Origin of the sequence: Variovorax boronicumulans, from assembly GCF_019352895.1 — a bacterium.
Taxonomy (GTDB): Bacteria; Pseudomonadota; Gammaproteobacteria; order Burkholderiales; family Burkholderiaceae_C; genus Variovorax; species Variovorax boronicumulans_A.
The window spans coordinates 785,532-803,392 of sequence record NZ_JAAAFX010000009.1; the positions used below are offsets into that span (position 1 = coordinate 785,532).

The window sequence follows — 17,861 nt, forward strand, 5'->3', positions numbered from 1 at the left end:
GGCTCAGTCTGCCTTGGCGTTGACGGCGCGCGCGATGCCGCCCCACAGTGCGATGTCGGCCTTGATCTGCGCGGCGAACTGCGCCGGGCTCAGCGAGAGCGGCGCCACGCCCTTGGCCAGCATGTCGGCGCGCAGCGCGCGGTCCTGCAGCGCACGGTCCAGGGCGGTGCGCACGCGCAGCACCAGGTCCGGGGGCGTGGCGGCCGGCGCCATCAGGCCGTACCAGAGCGCGGGCTTGAAGTCCTTCACGCCGCCGGCCTCGAAGGTCGGCAGGTCCTGGAACACCGCCGAGGCTTCGCTGATGGCCAGCGCGCGCATGCGGCCGGCGCGCACCTGCGGCACCAGTGCGGTCGGGTTGTCGAACAGCACCTGGATCTGGCCGCCCATCAGGTCCGACTGCGCGGGCGCTGCGCCGCGGTAGGGGATGTGCGTCATCTCGATGCCGGTGCGCTGCTTGAACAGCTCGGCCGCCAGGTGGCTGGAGGTGCCGTTGCCGATGCTGCCGTAGTTGAGCGCGCCCGGATGCTTCTTGGCATGGGCGATGAACTCGGCCAGGGTGCGCACCGGCAGCGCGGGCGTCACCACCAGCACGAAGGGCGTGGTGCCGATGGTGCCGACGGGCGTCAGGTCGGCCAGCGGGTCGTAGGGCAGCTTGGGGTAGACGGCCTGGGCCGACGCGATGGTGGTGGTGGTCGCAGCCACCAGCGTGTAGCCGTCGGCCGGCGCCTTGGCGCCGTAGCCCGTGCCCACCGTGCCGCCCGCACCCGCGCGGTTGTCGATGATCACCGGCACGCCGAGTTCGGCCTGCAGCCGCACCTGCACCGAGCGGAAGATCACGTCGGTGCCGCCGCCGGCCGGGAAGGGCACGACGATGGTGATCGGCTTGGCCGGGTAGGGTGCGGCCGACCAGGCGATGGCCGGGCCCAGCAGCGTGGCGGCCGTGGCGGCGAGCCAGGTCCGGCGAAGGATTCTCGAGGTCATTGCATGTTCCTTGCATGTGCGATGCGACGGCTTTCGATTCTGTCGAGCGCACCACGGCGCATGCACCCGATCGCGACGCCGGCGCCACCAATTGCGACAATCCCATGACCATGCAACGCCCGCCACCGCCCGCGCCGCCGCCGCCGATGTCGCTCTTCGCAGAAGGGGCGGCCCGACGCGCGACCATGGTCGCCAGCGCGCGCGAGGGCTACGCGACCACGCTGCATGCACACGACTGCGACATGCTCTTCGTGCCGGTCGCGGGTCGCTTCGACGTGATCGGCGCGCAGGGCGAGACGATGCAGCCTGCGCCTGGCGACTTCGTGTGGTTCGCGGCCGGCGCCGCGCATGCGACGGCCGCGCAGACGCTGCGCCAGACCCATGTGGCGGTCTACATCGATCCCGATTTCTGGAGCACGGCCCTGCGAGCGCAGGGCGTGCAGCAGCCGTTGCAGGGTATGCGCGCGGGCAGCGCGGCGCTCGCCATGCTGTCGCAGAAGATGCTGGAGGTGGCCCGCTCGGGTCCGGGCATCGACAGCCAAAACGGCGCGGTCTACTGCGGCGCGCTGATCATGGAAGCCGCGCGCCTGAGCGCCAACCCGCTGCTGCAGGAACGGCGCACGCCGGCGCGCATGGTGGCGCAGTCCCTGGCCGAGTCGATCTCGGCGGACCTGTCGCAGTCGCTCTCGCTCGATGCCTTCGCCGCGCGCCACTGGCTTTCGCGCCGGCAGGTCGAGCGCAGCTTCCGTGCCGAGTTCGGCATGTCGCCGCTGGCCTTCCAGCAGATCCAGCGCGCCGACCGTGCACGCTACCTGCTGGCCACCACATCGGACTCGGTGCTGTCGGTGGCGCAGCAGGTGGGCTGGGAATCGGGCTCCTACCTGGCCCGCGTGCTGCAGAAGACCTGGGCCCTCACCGCCGCGGAAATCAGAGCCGCCAAGCACGATCGGCCCTGAACGAAAAAGGCCCCGCAAAGCGGGGCCGATGTTCGTGAGACACCGCGGAACCGGCTTTGCCGGGCCGCTGGTGTCGCCCCCGGAGGGGGAGGGCGAAGCGACACGAAGTGCGCGAGACTTCGGGGGAGAGTCAAGTGCTACCGCGGAACCGGCTTTGCCGGGCCGCTGGTGTCGCCCCCGGAGGGGGAGGGCGAAGCGACACGCAGTGCGCGCCGCCCTCGGGGGCGAGCCGATCAGAGGCTGATTTCGGTGATCTTCGCGCCGTTGATCGACACGCCGGCTTCCAGGCCCACGTTGGTCAGCACGAAGCCGACCACCGGTTGACGGACGGTGTTGGTGTCGACCGAGCCATTGGCACCGATGTTGGCGACGGCCACGGTGGCGTCGGCGCCGGCGGTCCAGCCCTTGCTGGCGCGGAACTTGGCCAGGGCGTCCTGGGTGTTGAACAGGAAGATCACAGCCTTGGATTGCGCACCGGCCTGGAAGCCGATCGAGCCAGCGGTCGTGCTGTAGTAGGCCTGGGTGCGGCCACCGGTGCGCAGCGCGCCGCGTCCGTATTCGGCGCCGACGCCGAAGCTGGCGCCGACCACGGCCGGGAACACCAGCACACCGGCCGACTTGGCCACCATTTCACGCGAGCCCGGCACGGTGTCGTACAGCTTGGACAGCGATGCATTGACCTGCGCATCGATCGAGGCACGCGACGACGTGTTGGTGCCGGTGTCGCCCGGACGGGTCGTGGTGCAGCCGACGAAGGCCACGCTGCAGGCCGCGATCGCGGCGGTGGTGACGAGAGTGCGGATCTTGAAGGTTTGCATGGTTCGAATTCCTTATATGAATCGGGCCTGCCGGTCCCGCATCTGCGGCGAGAAATTTAGCGACCCGGACGGATGCTAAGTCGGCTGGAGAGGGGGAAAACGCACTGAGGGAGACGGCCTACGCGAAGTCGGGCGGTTTTGGACGCCATGCGACGGCCCATGCCGCACCTCTGGAAAACCCTGATCAAAATTCAGACAAATGTCTGAAACAAGAACAATGCGATTGACTGAAAGAACATCGATCGGTTCAGTGCCAAGTGAAAAGTCGTTTGCAATCAAGTGTTTCCGGGTTGGCACGACATGTGCAATATTCAGTCATTCCAACCAGGAGACATCCACATGAACCGTCGCCATCTCGTCGCGCTGGCCGCCTTGGCCGCTTGCACCACCGCCCTCACGGCGCACGCGCAGTCCAACGAAATCCGCATCGCCCACGTCTACAGCAAGACCGGCGCCCTCGAGGCCTACGGCAAGCAGACGCAGACCGGCCTGATGATGGGCCTGGACTACGCCACCGGCGGCACCATGATGGTCAACGGCAAGAAGCTGGTCGTGATCGAGAAGGACGACCAGGGCAAGCCCGACCTCGGCAAGTCGCTGCTGGCCGCCGCGTATTCCGACGACAAGGCCGCGCTGGCCGTCGGCCCGACCGCTTCGGGCGTGGCGCTGGCCATGCTGCCGGTGGCCGAGGAGTACAAGAAGATCCTGATCGTCGAGCCCGCGGTGGCCGACTCGATCACCGGCGACAAGTGGAACAAGTACATCTTCCGCACCGGCCGCAACAGCTCGCAGGACGCGATCTCGAACGCAGTCGCGGTCGACAAGGCCGGCGTCACCGTCGCCACGCTGGCCCAGGACAACGCCTTCGGCCGCGATGGCGTGAAGGCCTTTGCCGGCGCGCTCAAGAAGGCCAAGCTGGCGCACGAGGAGTACCTGCCGCCCGCCACCACCGACTTCACCGCCGGTGCGCAACGCCTGATCGACAAGCTCAAGGACGTGCCCGGCCGCAAGATCATCTGGATCGTCTGGGCCGGCGCGGGCAACCCCTTCAAGATCGTCGATCTCGACCTCAAGCGCTACGGCATCGAGATCGCCACCGGCGGCAACATCCTGCCGGCCATGGCGGCCTACAAGAGCCTGCCGGGCATGGAAGGCGCGGCCTACTACTACTTCGGCATCCCGAAGAACCCGGTCAACGAGGCCATGGTCGCGGCCCACTACAAGCAGTTCAAGGCACCGCCGGACTTCTTCACGGCCGGCGGTTTCTCGGCCGCGATGGCGGTGGTGACGGCGCTCAAGAAGACCAACGGCGACACCAACACCAACAAGCTCATCGGCACCATGGAAGGCATGAGCTTCGACACGCCCAAGGGCAAGATGACCTTCCGCAAGGAAGACCACCAGGCGATGCAGTCGATGTACCACTTCAAGATCAAGGTCGACCCGGCCTTTGCCTGGGGCGTGCCGGAACTGGTCCACGAGATCAAGCCGGAAGAAATGGACATCCCGATCAAGAACAAGCGCTGATCGGTCTTTCTCCCTCCCCCGCTGGGGGAGGGCAGGGGTGGGGGCCCGCGGCGCCACCCTCCGCGCGTCGCATGCCCCCATCCCGACCTTCCCCCAGTGGGGGAAGGAGCCATCCCCCTTACCTTCCCATGCTCGTCACCCAAGACCTGACCATTCGTTTCGGCGGCCATGTGGCCGTCAACGCGGTGTCCTGCGCCTTCGCTCCCGGCACCCTGACGGCCATCGTCGGGCCCAACGGCGCGGGCAAGACCACCTACTTCAACCTGATCTCGGGCCAGCTCAAGGCCAGCGCCGGCACGGTGTCGCTCAATGGGCGCGACCTGTCGGGCCTGTCGCCCTCGGCACGCACGCACGCCGGGTTGGGCCGCGCCTTCCAGCTGACCAACCTGTTCCCCAACCTCACGGTGCTGGAGAACGTGCGCCTCGCGGTGCAGGCCACGCGCGCGGGCGCGCACCGGCGCGGGCTCAACCTCTGGAGCATCTGGAGCGACCACCGCGCGCTGACCGAGCGCGCCGACGAGCTGCTGCGGGAGATCAACCTCAAGGCCAAGGAACACGCCACCGTGGCCAGCCTGCCGCACGGCGACCAGCGCAAGCTCGAGGTCGCGCTGCTGATGGCGCTCGAACCGCAGGTCTTCATGTTCGACGAACCCACGGCCGGCATGAACGCCGCCGAGGCGCCGGTGATCCTCGACCTGATCCGCCGGCTCAAGCAGGACAAGACCAAGACCATCCTGCTGGTCGAACACAAGATGGACGTGGTGCGCGAATTGGCCGACCGGATCATCGTGCTGCACAACGGCACGCTGGTGGCCGACGGCGAACCGGCCGAGGTCATCGCCTCGCCGATCGTGCAAGAGGCCTACCTGGGCGTGGCGAAGGAAACCGCATGACGACACTGACGCGTTTCTCCCACCCCCGCCAGGGGAGGGCTGGGGCCGAAGGCCTTCGCACCTTTGCGGCGTCACCAACGCCGCCGGCCCCCATCCCAACCTTCCCCCAGGGGGGCAGGGAGCAATACCGATGACCACTTCCAACCATCTTCTGACGCTCGAAGGCGTGCAGACGCACATCGGCGCGTACCACATCCTCCACGGCGTCGACCTCGTGGTGCCCAAGGGCCAGCTCACCATGCTGCTCGGGCGCAACGGCGCGGGCAAGACCACCACGCTGCGGACCATCATGGGCCTGTGGCAGGCGTCGAAGGGCAGAGTGCATTTCAACGGCAAGGACATCACCGCGCTGCGCACGCCCGAGATCGCCGCGCTGGGCATCGCCTACGTGCCCGAGACCATGGGCATCTTCGCCGACCTCACGGTCAAGGAGAACATGCTGCTGGCCGCGCGCGCCGCGAAGAACGCCGACGCGATCGACGACACGCGGCTGAAGTGGATCTTCCAGCTGTTCCCGGCCGTCGAGAAGTTCTGGAACCACCCGGCCGGCAAGCTGTCGGGCGGGCAGAAGCAGATGCTGGCCGTCTCGCGCGCCATCGTCGAGCCGCGCGAGCTGCTGATCATCGACGAGCCCAGCAAGGGCCTGGCGCCCGTGATGATCAACAACATGATCGACGCCTTCGCGGAGCTCAAGCGCAGCGGCGTGACGCTGCTGCTGGTCGAACAGAACATCCACTTCGCCCAGCGCCTGGGCGACAGCGTGGCGGTGATGGACAACGGCCGCGTGGTGCACAGCGGCGCGATGGCCGCGTTCTCCGCGGACACGCAACTGCAGCAGTCGCTGCTGGGACTCGCCTTATGAAGTACTCGATGTCTTGTCCCCTCTCCCTCCGGGAGAGGGCTAGGGTGAGGGCCGGCGGCCTGTGCAACGGGCATGCCCTCATCTCGACGCTGTCGGCCCTCACCCCAACCCTCTCCCAAAGGGAGAGGGAGCAGGAAGGCGTGCAGCCATGAAAGCATCCGATCTCGACTGGAAGCCCCTGCTGCTGGTCCCCGTGCTCGCGCTCGTCGCACTGCCGCTCACCGGCTCGTTCTCGACCTGGCTCACGCTCACGGTCGCGGGCCTGGCGATGGGCATGATCATCTTCATCATCGCCTCGGGCCTGACGCTGATCTTCGGCCTGATGGACGTGCTGAACTTCGGCCACGGCGTGTTCATCGCGCTGGGCGCCTTCGTCGCGAGCAGCGTGCTCGGCCTGATGGGCGACTGGACCGGCTCGGGCGAGCTCTGGCGCAACCTGGTCGCGGTGTTCCCGGCCATGCTGGTCGCGATGCTCGTGGCCGGCGCGGTCGGCCTGGCTTTCGAGCGCTTCATCGTGCGGCCGGTCTACGGCCAGCACCTCAAGCAGATCCTGATCACCATGGGCGGCATGATCATCGGCGAGGAGTTGATCAAGGTGATCTGGGGCCCGGCGCAGATCCCGCTGCCGCTGCCCGAGGCGCTGCGCGGCTCGGTCTTCGTGGCCGAGGCCGCCATCAGCAAGTACCGGCTGCTGGCCGTCGCGGTGGGCCTGGTGGTGTTCGGCCTGCTGGCCTGGACACTGGGCCGCACCAAGATCGGCCTCCTGATCCGCGCCGGCGTGCAGGACCGCGAGATGGTCGAGTCGCTGGGCTACCGCATCGGCCGGCTGTTCGTCGGCGTGTTCGTGGTCGGCAGCGCATTGGCCGGCCTGGGCGGCGTGATGTGGGGCCTGTTCCAGCAGAACCTGATCCCGCAGATGGGCGCGCAGGTCAACGTGCTGATCTTCATCGTGATCATCATCGGCGGCCTGGGCTCGACGGGCGGCGCGCTGATCGGTGCGCTGCTGGTCGGCCTGATGACCAACTACATCGGCTTCCTGGTGCCCACGCTCACGCAGTTCGCGAGCATCTTCCTGATGGTCGCCGTGCTCCTGTGGCGGCCGCAGGGTGTGTATCCGGTGGCCAGCAGCCGCTGAGGATGAAGCCATGTTGAAACGTCTTCTCTCCAACGACATGCCGCGCAGCCGCGTGCTCGCCGTGCTGCTGCTCGCGGTGCTGCTGGGCCTGGCCTTCGCGCCCTTCGCGTTCCCGGGCGTCAAGGCGCTCAGCGTCGCGGCCAAGATCCTGGTCTTCGTGGTGCTGGTCGCCAGCTTCGACCTGCTGCTGGGCTACACCGGCATCGTGAGCTTCGCGCACACCATGTTCTTCGGCATCGGCGCCTACGGCATCGCGATCGCGGCCAGCCGCATGGGCCCGAGCTGGGGCGCGGTGGCCGTCGGGCTGGGCGGCGCGCTGGCGCTGTCGCTGGTGCTGGCCCTGGCGATCGGCCTGTTCTCGCTGCGGGTGCGCGCGATCTTCTTCGCCATGATCACGCTGGCGGTGGCCGCGGCCTTCCAGACGCTGGCCTCGCAGCTGTCGGAGTTCACCGGCGGCGAGGACGGCCTGACCTTCAAGCTGCCCGAGCTGATCTCGCCCAGCTTCGAGTTCGCCGAGGAACCCTTCTTCGGCGTCTCGCTCGACGGCCGGCTGCTGTGCTACTACCTGCTGTTCGTGGTGGCGGTGGTGCTGGTGCTGGCTCTGCTGCGCATCGTGAACTCGCCCTTCGGCCGCGTGCTGCAGGCGATCCGCGAGAACGAGTTCCGCGCCGAAGCCATCGGCTACCGCGTGGTGGTCTATCGCACCACGGCCGCGGTGCTGTCGGCATTGTTCGCCACGCTGGCCGGCGCGATGCTCGCGATCTGGCTGCGCTACAACGGGCCCGAGACCTCGCTGAGCTTCGAGATCATGGTCGACGTGCTGCTGATCGTGGTGATCGGCGGCATGGGCACCATCTACGGCGCGGCCATCGGCGCGGTGCTGTTCGTGATCGCACAGAGCTACCTGCAGGACCTGCTGCGCCTGGGCAGCGAAGCCGCGAGCGGCCTGCCATGGCTGGCCGCGCTGCTGTCTCCCGACCGCTGGCTGCTGTGGCTGGGCGTGCTGTTCGTGCTGTCGGTCTATTACTTCCCGACGGGCATCGTCGGCAAACTGCGTACGCGTGCTGCACGATGAACCCGATCCTCCCTTCGTCTCACTACGCACAACTGCTCGGCCGCGAGATCCACTGGATGGACTGGGGCCCGAAGGAGGGCGCCGCCGTGATCGCCTGGCACGGCCTGGCGCGCACCGGCCGCGACATGGACGAGCTGGCCGCGCACCTCGCGGGCCAGGGCTTTCGCGTGGTCTGCCCCGACACCCTTGGCCGCGGCCTGAGCCAATGGAGCCCGGCGCCCGACGAGGAGTACCAGCTCTCGTTCTACGCCCGGCTGGCCGAGGCGCTGTGCGACGAACTGCAACTCGACCGCGTGCACTGGGTCGGCACCTCGATGGGCGGCGCCATCGGCACGGTCTGCGCGTCGGGCTTGTTCGCACCGCGCATGAAGCAGCGCATCGCGAGCCTGGTGCTCAACGACAACGCACCCGAGCTGGCCTCGGCGGCCATCGAACGCATCAAGGCCTATGCGGGCAACCCGCCGGCCTTCGACACGGTCGCCGAGCTCGAGGCCTTTTTCCGTACCGTCTACAAGCCCTACGGCTGGCTCAGCGACGCGCAATGGCGCCGGCTCACCGAGACCTCGACGCGCCGCCTGGCCGACGGCCGCGTGACGCCGCACTACGACCCGCAGATGGTGCGCCAGTTCACCGCGCACGACGACGACTACGGCATCTGGCCGCACTGGGACGCGATCGAGGCGCCTGTGCTGTGCCTGCGCGGCGCCGATTCCGACCTGGTGCTGCGCGAGACGGTGGTCGAGATGCGCGGCCGCGGCCCCGGCGCGGCGGGCCGGCTGCAGGTGATCGAGGTGCCCGATTGCGGCCATGCGCCGGCGCTCAATGTGCCGTCGCATCTCGACCCGATCGAGGCCTTCATCCGCGCCGCGCAGACCTGATCCGGGGAATGTGCGCACGGCCGCGCGGACCGTGCACGCCGCGGGTCTTTGGCCGACAGGGCACAGTGCTGCCTTTTCGTTGAAAGGATCTGCATGACCTGGCTCTACCTTGCCTTCGCGATCGTGGCCGAAGTGGCTGCGACTTCGGCGCTCAAGGCCTCGGAAGGCTTCACCCGCCTCGGGCCCTCGGTGCTGGTGGTCGTGGGCTATGGCATCGCCTTCTTCCTGCTCTCGCTGACGCTGCGCACCATCAGCGTGGGCGTGGCCTATGCGATCTGGTCGGGCGCCGGCATCGTGCTGGTGTCGGTGGTCGGCCTGGTGCTGTTCAAGCAGCGGCTCGACGGCCCGGCGATGCTCGGCATGGGCCTGATCGTGGCCGGCGTGGCGGTGATCCAGCTGTTCTCGAAGACGGCCTCGCACTGAGGCCGGGGCCGCCGTTCAGCGCTTCTTGGCGCCGAAGATGCTGCCCAGCACCCCGCGCAGGATCTCCTTGCCCAGGCCCGTCCCCGCGGTGCGTACGGCCGACTTGGCCATGGTCTGCACCAGGCCGTCGCGCTTGCCGCCGCGCGGGCCGGTGGTGCCGAACAGCAGGTCGTTCAGGCCGCCCATCATCCCGCCGTGGTCGTCGGCCGCGGGCGCGCCGGGCTTGCCGCCGGCCACGACCGGCGGCGCGTCGGGCGCCGTGGCGGTGCGCGCCTTGAGCTTCTCGTAGGCCGACTCGCGATCGACCGTCTTCTCGTAGACGCCGGCGACCAGCGAGTTCGCGATCAGCTGCTGGCGCTGCGCGGGCGTGATCGGGCCGAGCTGGCTGCCCGGCGGCAGCACGAACACGCGTTCGGTCACGCTGGGCCGGCCTTTCTCGTCGAGCAGGCTCACCAGCGCTTCGCCCACCGCGAGCTCGGTGATCGCGGCCTCGATGTCCAGGCCCGGCTTCGGGCGCATGGTGGTGGCCGTGGCCTTCACCGCCTTCTGGTCGCGCGGCGTGAAGGCGCGCAGCGCATGCTGCACCCGGTTGCCCAGTTGGGCGAGCACGGTGTCGGGGATGTCCAGCGGGTTCTGCGTGACGAAGAACACGCCCACGCCCTTGGAGCGCACCAGCCGCACCACCAGCTCGATGCGTTCGACCAGCGCCTTGGGCGCGTCCTTGAACAGCAGGTGCGCCTCGTCGAAGAAGAACACCAGCTTGGGCTGCTCGGGGTCGCCGATCTCGGGCAACTGCTCGAACAGTTCGGACAGCAGCCACAGCAGGAAAGTGGCGTAGAGCCGCGGCGCGTTCATGAGCTTGTCGGCCGCCAGCACGTTGACCACACCCTTGCCGCCCACGGTCTGCATGAAGTCCTGGATGTTGAGCATCGGCTCGCCGAAGAACTTGTCGCCGCCCTGGCTCTCGATCTGCACCAGGCCGCGCTGGATGGCCCCCACGCTGGCCGCGCTGATGTTGCCGTAGGCGGTGGTGAACTGGCTGGCGTTCTCGCCCACGTGCTGCAACATCGCACGCAGGTCTTTCAGGTCGAGCAGCAGCAGGCCGTTGTCGTCGGCGATCTTGAACACCAGGTTCAGCACGCCCGACTGCGTTTCGTTGAGGTCGAGCATGCGGCCCAGCAGCAGCGGGCCCATGTCGGAGATGGTGGCGCGCACCGGATGGCCCTGCTCGCCGAACACGTCCCACAGCGTGACGGGGCAGGCCAGCGGGGCAGGGGGCTCGATGCCGCGTTCCTTGAGCGTGGCCGCGAGCTTCGCGCCGATGCTGCCGGGCTGGCTGATGCCGGTCAGGTCGCCCTTCACGTCGGCCATGAACACCGGCACGCCGATGCCCGACAGCTGCTCGGCCAGGGTCTGCAACGTGACGGTTTTTCCGGTGCCTGTCGCGCCGGTGACGAGGCCGTGGCGGTTGGTCAGGCCGGGCAGCAGGAAGCACTCGGTGCTGTCGTGGCGGGCAATCAGAAGCGGGTCGGCCATGGGGGGCTCCGGTCGGGTCGAAAACGGGCAGTCTATCCAAGGCGCGCTTCTATAATTCGCCGATTAACGCCTTTGTTTCGTGAAATCGTTCAGGAGTCTCCGTGTCATCGACCCCCATCCCCTCCGTTTCCGCCGAAGGCGCCAGCCCTGAACAGACGCCGCTCGAGCTCGAGCTGGCCACGCTGCTGGTCGAATCCCTGAACCTCGAAGTCGCACCTGCCGAGGTCGACCCCAACGCACCGCTGTACGGCGAAGGCCTGGGCCTGGACTCCATCGACATCCTGGAAGTGGCTCTCGAAGTGTCGCGCCGCTACGGCTTCCAGTTGCGCTCCGACGACGAGCGCAACCAGCAGATCTTCACGTCGCTGCGCACGCTGGCCACGCACGTGGAACAGAACAAGACCACCGCCTGATGACAGGGCAGGGCGCCGCGAATCTCGAGAGCGGTCCGCCGACGGACCGCCGCACGGCGCGGGCCTGAGCGATGTCGCGTTGGCGCCTGGCGCTCCTGCTGACGGCAGGGGCGGCGTATGCCGGCCTGTCGCACTGGCTGATGCTGTTCCACCCGCATGCGCCCTGGGCCATGGCGGTGCTGCTGGGCCCTTTGTGGCTCACCGCGCTGGGCCTGGGCGGTTCGCGCTTCGGTGGCTGGGGCCTGGTGGGCGCGACGGTTGTCGGCGCGCTGGTCTTCGTGCTGCTGTGGCGCGGCGGCGCGGGCGATCCCAACCGGCTCTATGTGCTGCAGCACGTCGGCATCAATGCGGTGCTGGGCTGCTGGTTCGGCGGCACGCTGCGCGGCGGCGGGCTGTCGCTGATTGGCCAGTTCGCGCAGCGCGTCCACACGCTGGGCCCGGGCATGCCCGAGTACACGCGCCAGGTCACCTGGGTCTGGACCGTGTACTTCGCGGTCACGGCCGGCATCTCGATCCCGGTCTACCTGTGGCTGCCGTTCTCCGCGTGGTCGCTGCTGGCCAACGTGCTGAGCCCCGTGATGGTGGTGGGGCTGTTCGTCGGCGAACACCTGCTGCGCTACCGCCTGCATCCCGAATTCGAGCGCACCCGCATGATCGATGCGGTGCGTGCCTTCTACGGCACCCACAGCGCCGCGGCCGATCCGGTCGCCAAGCGCTAGGCGTGTCGCCCACCGGACCGCGCATGTCGAAGAACGAATCCCTTTCCCTGGCGCTGCTGACGCCACGTGACCTGGCCGCGCCGCTGGCCTGGCGTGCCGGCGTGCCGGTGTCGGGCCACGCCTTTCTCGCCGACGTGGCGCGGCAGGCCGAGCGCATGCCCGCCACCGGGCCGGTGGTCAACCTGTGCAACGACCGCTACGCCTTCTCGGTGGCGCTGGGTGCCGCGCTGCTGCGCGGGCAGGCCAGCCTGCTGCCGCCCGATGCGCGGCCCGAGACCATGGCGCGCCTGGTCGAGACGCACGGCGCCCTCGTGGCGGTGACCGACGAGCCCTCGCTGCCCACGCCGGGCATGCCCAAGGTGCTGGTCGAGGTCGGCGGCGATGCGCCGCGCGAAGGTGACGACGTCGCGGTGCCGGCCATCGACGGCGGCCTGCATGCGGTGAGCCTGCTCACCTCGGGCTCGACCGGCACGCCGCAGCCGCATGCCAAGCGCTGGGAGACGCTGGTCGGCGACGTGGCGGCCGCGGTCGGGCGCCTGGCCGACTACCTCGAGCGCCCCTCGCTGGCCGGCGTGACGCTGGTCGCGACGGTGCCGGTGCAGCACAGCTACGGCCTGGAGTCCTCGGCGCTGCTCGCGCTGCTGGGCGGTGCGGCCTTCGATGCAGGGCGGCCCTTCTTTCCGGCCGACATCGTTGCCGCGCTGGCCGCGGTGCCACGTCCGCGTGCGCTGGTCACCACGCCGTTTCACTTGAAGACGCTGCTGCTGTCGGGCCTCGAAATTCCGCCGGTGGACCTGATCCTGTCGGCCACCGCGCCGCTGTCGCCGCAGCTCGCCGCGCAGGCCGAGCAGGCGAGCGGCGGCGTGCTGATCGAGATCTACGGCAGCACCGAATCGGGCCAGGTCGCGACGCGCCGGCCCACGCAGAGCGAGGTCTGGGAGACCTTCGGCGAGATCCGCGTGACGGCGCAGACCACAGCCGATGGCACCGAGCAGTTCGTCTTCGGCGGCGACTTCATCCCCGAGCCCACGCCCATGGCCGACGTGCTCGAGCTGCTCGACGACCGGCGCTTCCGCCTGTTCGGCCGCGCCAACGACCTGATCCACGTGGCCGGCAAGCGCAGCTCGCTGGGCCACCTCAACTACCACCTCAACAGCATCCCCGGCATCGAGGACGGCGCCTTCTGGCTGCCCGACGAGGTCAGCGACGGCGTGGTGCGGCCGGTGGCTTTCGTGGTGGCGCCTTCGCTTTCGACCGCCGAGATCGTCGCGGACCTGCGCCATCGGCTGGAATCGGTCTTCGTGCCGCGCCGCGTGGTGCACGTGAGCGCATTGCCGCGCGAGGGCACGGGCAAGCTCACGGTGCGCTCGCTGCGCGAGTTCGCGCTGTCGCAGCTGGCGTCCGACGACACCCCGGTGCAGCTCAGCCACGAGGTGCCGGCCGACCATCCGGTGTTCGCGGGCCACTTTCCCGGCCAGCCGCTGGTGCCCGGCGCATTGCTGGTGTCGGAGGTGATGGAGGCCATGCAGCGCGTGCCGGCGATGGCCGCGCGACTCGGGCCGCATCCGACCCTGGCGGCGGTCAAGTTCCTGTCGCCGGTGCGGCCCGGCGCACGCATCGACATCGCACTGCAACCCGAGAGCGGCGCGGCGCGCGGCGTGAAGTTCGAGCTGCGCTGCGGCGACGTGATCGCGGCCAGCGGCCGCTGGACCGCATCGGACCCGGCCTGATGGCGCACGAGGACGCCGCCACCAGGAAGCCCGAGGCCGGCGACTGGGCCCATCGACCGGAGCGCAGCAACATGCTTGCGCTGCGCTTCATCTGCTGGCTGGCACTGCGTTGCGGGCGGCGGGCCACGCGGCTGATCCTGCCGCCGATCTGCCTCTATTTCCTGCTGCTCGACCCGACGCCGCGGCGCCACATCAAGCGCTACCTGCTGCGCGCGATCGGCCCGAAGGCCGGCTGGGCCGATGGCTACCGGCTGCTCCACACCTTCGCCTCGACCGTGCTCGACCGCGTCTATTTCCTGCGCGGGCGCATGGACCTGTTCGACGTGCGGGTCAGCGGGCAGCAGGCGGTGCACGCCGAGATCGACGCGGGCCGTGGCGCCTTCATGCTCGGGGCCCACATGGGCAGCTTCGAGGCGATGGGCGCCTGCCGCCAGCACAGCAACGACCAGTCGCAACTGCGGCTCGCGATGCTGATGTTCACCGACAACGCACAACGCATCTCGGCGATCCTCGACGCCATCAGCCTGCCCGAACTGCGTCCCCACATCATCGCGCTGGGGCGACCGCATTCGATGCTCGACCTGCGCGACTGGCTCGACAGCGGCGGACTGGGCGGCCTGCTGGCCGACCGCACGCTGCCGGCCGGCGAGGAAGCGGCGCAGCGCAGCAACAACGTCGTGCTGCCTTTTCTCGGGCAGCCCGCAACCTTCAGCGACGGGCCCTTCCGGTTGGCCGCGCTGCTGCGCCGCAAGGTCTTCTTCATGGCCGGCCTCTACCTGGGGGGCGCGAGCTACGATGTCCGCTTCGAGCCTCTGGCCGATTTCAGCGAACGCCTGGCCGACCCGGCCGAACGGGAACGCCGCATCCGCGCCGCGGTCGAAGCCTATGTGCTGCGGCTCGAGGCCCTGTGCCGCGAGCACCCCTACAACTGGTTCAACTTCCATGATTTCTGGCTTGAAGATGCGCATTGACGGCGGCCTGCGCCGCGTCCGATGGGTCGTGGCGCTGCTGCTGTGCGCCGCCGCGCCGGCCTGGGCCTTCGACTTCAACGAGCTGATGGGCCTGCTGGCCCGGCAGAAGCAGGGCGAAGCCACCTTCACCGAACAGCGCTACGTGCGCGGTGTCGACGGTCCGCTCGCGGCCAGCGGCACCCTGAGCTTCACCGCCCCCGACCAGCTGGTGCGGCGCACGCTGACGCCCCGGCCCGAGACCATGGCGGTCGACGGCAACAATCTGGTGCTGTCGCGCAGCGGCCGCACCCGCAACATGACGCTCGACAGCGTGCCCGAGATCCAGGGCCTGGTCGAGGCCATGCGCGCCACGCTGGCCGGCAACCCGCAGGTGCTGCAGCGCTACTTCACGCCCACCGTGACCGGCAACGCCGACGCCTGGGCGCTCGACCTGGCGCCGCTCGATGCGCGCCTGTCGTCCCAGATCGCGGCGCTGCGCCTGAGCGGCAAGGCCGGCGAGGTGCTGGGCGTGGAGATGGAGTTCCGCGGCGGCGACCGCTCGATCATGACCATCTCGCCCAAGCGATGAACGCCGGACCGAGCCGCGCTCGTCGCATCGGGGTGCTGCTGCTGTGGCTGGCCGCGGTGCTGGCCGGCGTGGCCGTGATCTCGCGCACGCAATTCAGCGCCGACCTCTCGGCCTTCCTGCCCGCCAGCCCCGACGCGCGCCAGCGCGTGCTGATCGAGCAGCTGCAGAGCGGCGTGGCCTCGCGCACGCTGATGGTCGGGCTCGAAGGCGGCAAGGACGCGGCGCAGCGCGCCGAGGTCTCGCGCGCGCTGGGCAAGGGCATGCGCGCCAGCGGCCTGTTCGAGCAGGTGCAGAACGGCGACCACAGCGAGTGGAAGGAGGCCGGCACCTTCGTGTTCGACCGCCGCTACCAGCTCTCGCCCGAGGTTTCGCCCGAACGCTTCAGCGTCGACGGCCTGCGCGACGCGATCACCGACACGCTGTCGATGCTCGGCACGCCGGCCGGCAACATGGTCCGGCCGCTGTTCGAGCGCGACCCGACCGGCGAGACCCAGCGCATCGCCGAAGAGATGATCCCGGCCACCTCGCCGCGCACGGAGGAGGGCGTGTGGGTCTCGCGCAGCGCGCCGCGTGCCATGCTGCTGGCCACCACCACCGCTTCGGGCAGCGACCTCGACGCGCAGGCCGCGGGCATCGCGGCGATCGAGGCCGAGTACGCGAAGGCCACCCAGGGCATGGGCGCCGAGGCGCCGAAGCTGCAGTTGAGCGGCGCGCCGGTGTTCTCGGTGCAGAGCCGCGACAAGATCAAGGGCGAGGCGATCCACCTCGCGATCGTGGGCGCCATCGTCATGGGCTGCCTGCTGCTCGCGGCCTTCGCGTCGCCCAAGGCGCTGGTGATCGCGGTGCTGCCGGTGCTGACCGGCGTGGTCGCCGGCACGGCCGCCGTGGCGCTGGTGTTCGGCTCGGTGCACGGGCTCACCATGGGCTTCGGCAGCACGCTGATCGGCGAGACCGTCGACTACGCGATCTACTACCTGATCCAGGCGCGTGGCGCGGCCGTGCGCGGCACCGGCTGGCAGCGCTGGCGCGACCTCAACTGGCCGACCGTGCGGCTGGGTCTGCTGACCTCGGTCTGCGGCTTCGCGGCGCTGCTGTTCTCGGGCTTCCCGGGCCTGGCGCAGCTGGGCGTGTTCTCGATTGCCGGCCTGGTGGCCGCGGCTCTGGTCACGCGCCACGGCCTGCCCATGCTCGCGCCCGACGGCGCCACCGGCATGGGCATGCGCCGCCAGATGGCGCGCCTGGCCGGCGGCATCGTCGACGCCATGCCGCGCCTGCGCATGACCTTCATCGTGCTGGGCGTCGCGGCGGTGGCCTTGATGGCCTGGCAGGGCGGCGAGCTGTGGCGCGCCAGCCTGTCGTCGATGAGCCCGATCTCCAAGGCCTCGCAGGAACTCGATGCCTCCTTGCGCGCCGACATCGGCGCGAGCGACGGCGGCACGCTGGTGGTGATCCAGGCGGCCGACGAGCAGGCCGCACTGCGCGCCACCGAAGCCGCCGGCGCGAAGCTCGACACCTTGGTGGGCGAAGGCCAGTTGAGCGGTTTCGAGACCGTGACCCGCATGCTGCCCAGCATCGCCACGCAGCAGGCGCGCCTGGCGAGCCTGCCCGACGCTGCGACCTTGCGCGCCCGGTTGGCCGAGGCCACGACCGGCATGCCGCTGAAGCCCGAGCGCTTCGAGCCCTTCATCGCCGCGGTCGACACGGCGCGCGCGCTGGCGCCGATCACGCGCCAGGATCTGGACAAGGGCCCGATGGCGCCGGTGGTGCGTGCGCTGCTGTTCGAGCGCCCGGGCGGTGGATGGTCGGCGCTGATCGCGCTGCACCCGACCGATCGCTTCGACAAGACCAAGCTCGCGGCCGCGCTGGCGCCGCTGCCCGAAGTGCAGGTGGTCGACATCGGCGACGAGCTCGGCAGCCTCTATGCGCGCTACCTGCACGAAGCCTTCGTGCAGGTCATGCTGGGCGCGCTCGCGGTGGTCGTGCTGCTGGGCCTCTACCTGCGCTCGCTGCGCCGCCTGGTGGCGGTCTGCCAGCCGCTGCTGCTGGCGGTGGTGCTCACGCTGGGCGGCATGGCCGTGCTGCAGGTGCCGCTGGGCATCCTGCACCTGGTCGGCCTGCTGCTGATCGTGGCGGTAGGTTCCAACTACGCGCTGTTCTTCGACCAGCTGCAGGAGACCGGTCGCGCCGACGAGGACACGCTGGCCTCGCTGATGCTGGCCAACCTCACGACCGTGGTGTCCTTTGGGCTGATCGCGATCTCCGACATTCCGGCGCTCTCGGCCATCGGCCGGGTGGTGGCGCCGGGCGCGCTCTTGGCCTTGCTGTTGTCGGCGGCATTCGGCAAACGCCGCGCGCGCTGAGGTACAAAGGCGCGTC

At 69.4% G+C, this 17,861-nt stretch carries 17 protein-coding genes; 14 read left to right on the forward strand and 3 right to left on the reverse strand.

Annotation, left to right across the window (positions count from 1 at the left end; genetic code table 11):
- Window positions 1-3: 3 nt before the first annotated feature.
- Window positions 4-981, reverse strand: a complete 978-nt coding sequence (locus K0H49_RS22735; RefSeq protein ID WP_219217354.1) for a Bug family tripartite tricarboxylate transporter substrate binding protein — start codon at window positions 979-981, stop codon at window positions 4-6.
- A gap of 104 nt (window positions 982-1,085) precedes the next feature.
- On the opposite strand from K0H49_RS22735, the gene K0H49_RS22740 reads away from it, so the two are divergent.
- Window positions 1,086-1,937 carry a helix-turn-helix domain-containing protein gene (locus K0H49_RS22740; protein WP_219217356.1) on the forward strand — a complete coding sequence of 284 codons (852 nt, stop codon included), beginning with the start codon at window positions 1,086-1,088 and terminating at the stop codon, window positions 1,935-1,937.
- Between the two features lie 233 nt (window positions 1,938-2,170).
- On the opposite strand, the gene K0H49_RS22745 is transcribed toward K0H49_RS22740, so the two are convergent.
- Window positions 2,171-2,755 (reverse strand): BPSL1445 family SYLF domain-containing lipoprotein, encoded by a 585-nt coding sequence (locus tag K0H49_RS22745; protein ID WP_219217358.1) that lies wholly within the window; start codon window positions 2,753-2,755, stop codon window positions 2,171-2,173.
- Between the two features lie 339 nt (window positions 2,756-3,094).
- Between K0H49_RS22745 and K0H49_RS22750 the strand changes: the two genes are divergently transcribed.
- The 7 genes from K0H49_RS22750 (at window position 3,095) to K0H49_RS22780 (ending at window position 9,548) form a co-directional block, all read left to right on the forward strand.
- Window positions 3,095-4,282 (forward strand): substrate-binding domain-containing protein, encoded by a 1,188-nt coding sequence (locus K0H49_RS22750; protein WP_219217360.1) that lies wholly within the window; start codon window positions 3,095-3,097, stop codon window positions 4,280-4,282.
- Window positions 4,283-4,410: 128 nt separating this feature from the next.
- Window positions 4,411-5,175, forward strand: coding sequence for an ABC transporter ATP-binding protein (locus tag K0H49_RS22755; protein WP_219217362.1), 765 nt, complete (start codon window positions 4,411-4,413; stop codon window positions 5,173-5,175).
- 130 nt (window positions 5,176-5,305) lie between these two features.
- A complete protein-coding gene (locus K0H49_RS22760) occupies window positions 5,306-6,037 on the forward strand; it encodes an ABC transporter ATP-binding protein (protein ID WP_219217364.1) in 732 nt (243 codons plus the stop codon).
- A 148-nt stretch (window positions 6,038-6,185) separates the two neighbouring features.
- Entirely contained in the window at window positions 6,186-7,172 is a 987-nt protein-coding gene (locus K0H49_RS22765; RefSeq protein WP_219217365.1) for a branched-chain amino acid ABC transporter permease, read from the forward strand.
- A gap of 10 nt (window positions 7,173-7,182) precedes the next feature.
- Window positions 7,183-8,247: a branched-chain amino acid ABC transporter permease gene (locus tag K0H49_RS22770; RefSeq protein WP_219217368.1), complete on the forward strand. Its 1,065-nt coding sequence runs from the start codon at window positions 7,183-7,185 to the stop codon at window positions 8,245-8,247.
- Window positions 8,244-9,125, forward strand: a complete 882-nt coding sequence (locus K0H49_RS22775; protein WP_219217370.1) for an alpha/beta fold hydrolase — start codon at window positions 8,244-8,246, stop codon at window positions 9,123-9,125. The genes K0H49_RS22770 and K0H49_RS22775 overlap by 4 nt, the downstream gene beginning before the upstream one ends.
- 93 nt (window positions 9,126-9,218) lie before the next feature.
- Window positions 9,219-9,548, forward strand: coding sequence for a DMT family transporter (locus tag K0H49_RS22780; protein WP_183026787.1), 330 nt, complete (start codon window positions 9,219-9,221; stop codon window positions 9,546-9,548).
- Between the two features lie 15 nt (window positions 9,549-9,563).
- On the opposite strand, the gene K0H49_RS22785 is transcribed toward K0H49_RS22780, so the two are convergent.
- A complete protein-coding gene (locus tag K0H49_RS22785) occupies window positions 9,564-11,084 on the reverse strand; it encodes a helicase HerA-like domain-containing protein (protein ID WP_219217373.1) in 1,521 nt (506 codons plus the stop codon).
- Between the two features lie 101 nt (window positions 11,085-11,185).
- On the opposite strand from K0H49_RS22785, the gene K0H49_RS22790 reads away from it, so the two are divergent.
- From K0H49_RS22790 to K0H49_RS22815, 6 genes are all read left to right on the forward strand, one after another.
- Entirely contained in the window at window positions 11,186-11,497 is a 312-nt protein-coding gene (locus K0H49_RS22790; RefSeq protein WP_219217375.1) for a phosphopantetheine-binding protein, read from the forward strand.
- 71 nt (window positions 11,498-11,568) lie between these two features.
- A complete protein-coding gene (locus tag K0H49_RS22795; protein ID WP_219217377.1) occupies window positions 11,569-12,216 on the forward strand; it encodes a hypothetical protein in 648 nt (215 codons plus the stop codon).
- 23 nt (window positions 12,217-12,239) lie between these two features.
- Window positions 12,240-13,946, forward strand: a complete 1,707-nt coding sequence (locus tag K0H49_RS22800) for an AMP-binding protein (RefSeq protein WP_219217379.1) — start codon at window positions 12,240-12,242, stop codon at window positions 13,944-13,946.
- Window positions 13,946-14,917, forward strand: a complete 972-nt coding sequence (locus K0H49_RS22805; RefSeq protein ID WP_219217381.1) for an acyl-CoA synthetase — start codon at window positions 13,946-13,948, stop codon at window positions 14,915-14,917. Before K0H49_RS22800 ends, K0H49_RS22805 begins: the two co-directional genes overlap by 1 nt.
- Window positions 14,907-15,485, forward strand: a complete 579-nt coding sequence (locus K0H49_RS22810) for a LolA-related protein (protein ID WP_219219113.1) — start codon at window positions 14,907-14,909, stop codon at window positions 15,483-15,485. The genes K0H49_RS22805 and K0H49_RS22810 overlap by 11 nt, the downstream gene beginning before the upstream one ends.
- Complete coding sequence (locus tag K0H49_RS22815) at window positions 15,482-17,845, forward strand: MMPL family transporter (protein WP_219217383.1); 2,364 nt, start codon at window positions 15,482-15,484, stop codon at window positions 17,843-17,845. Before K0H49_RS22810 ends, K0H49_RS22815 begins: the two co-directional genes overlap by 4 nt.
- Window positions 17,846-17,861: the final 16 nt, after the last annotated feature.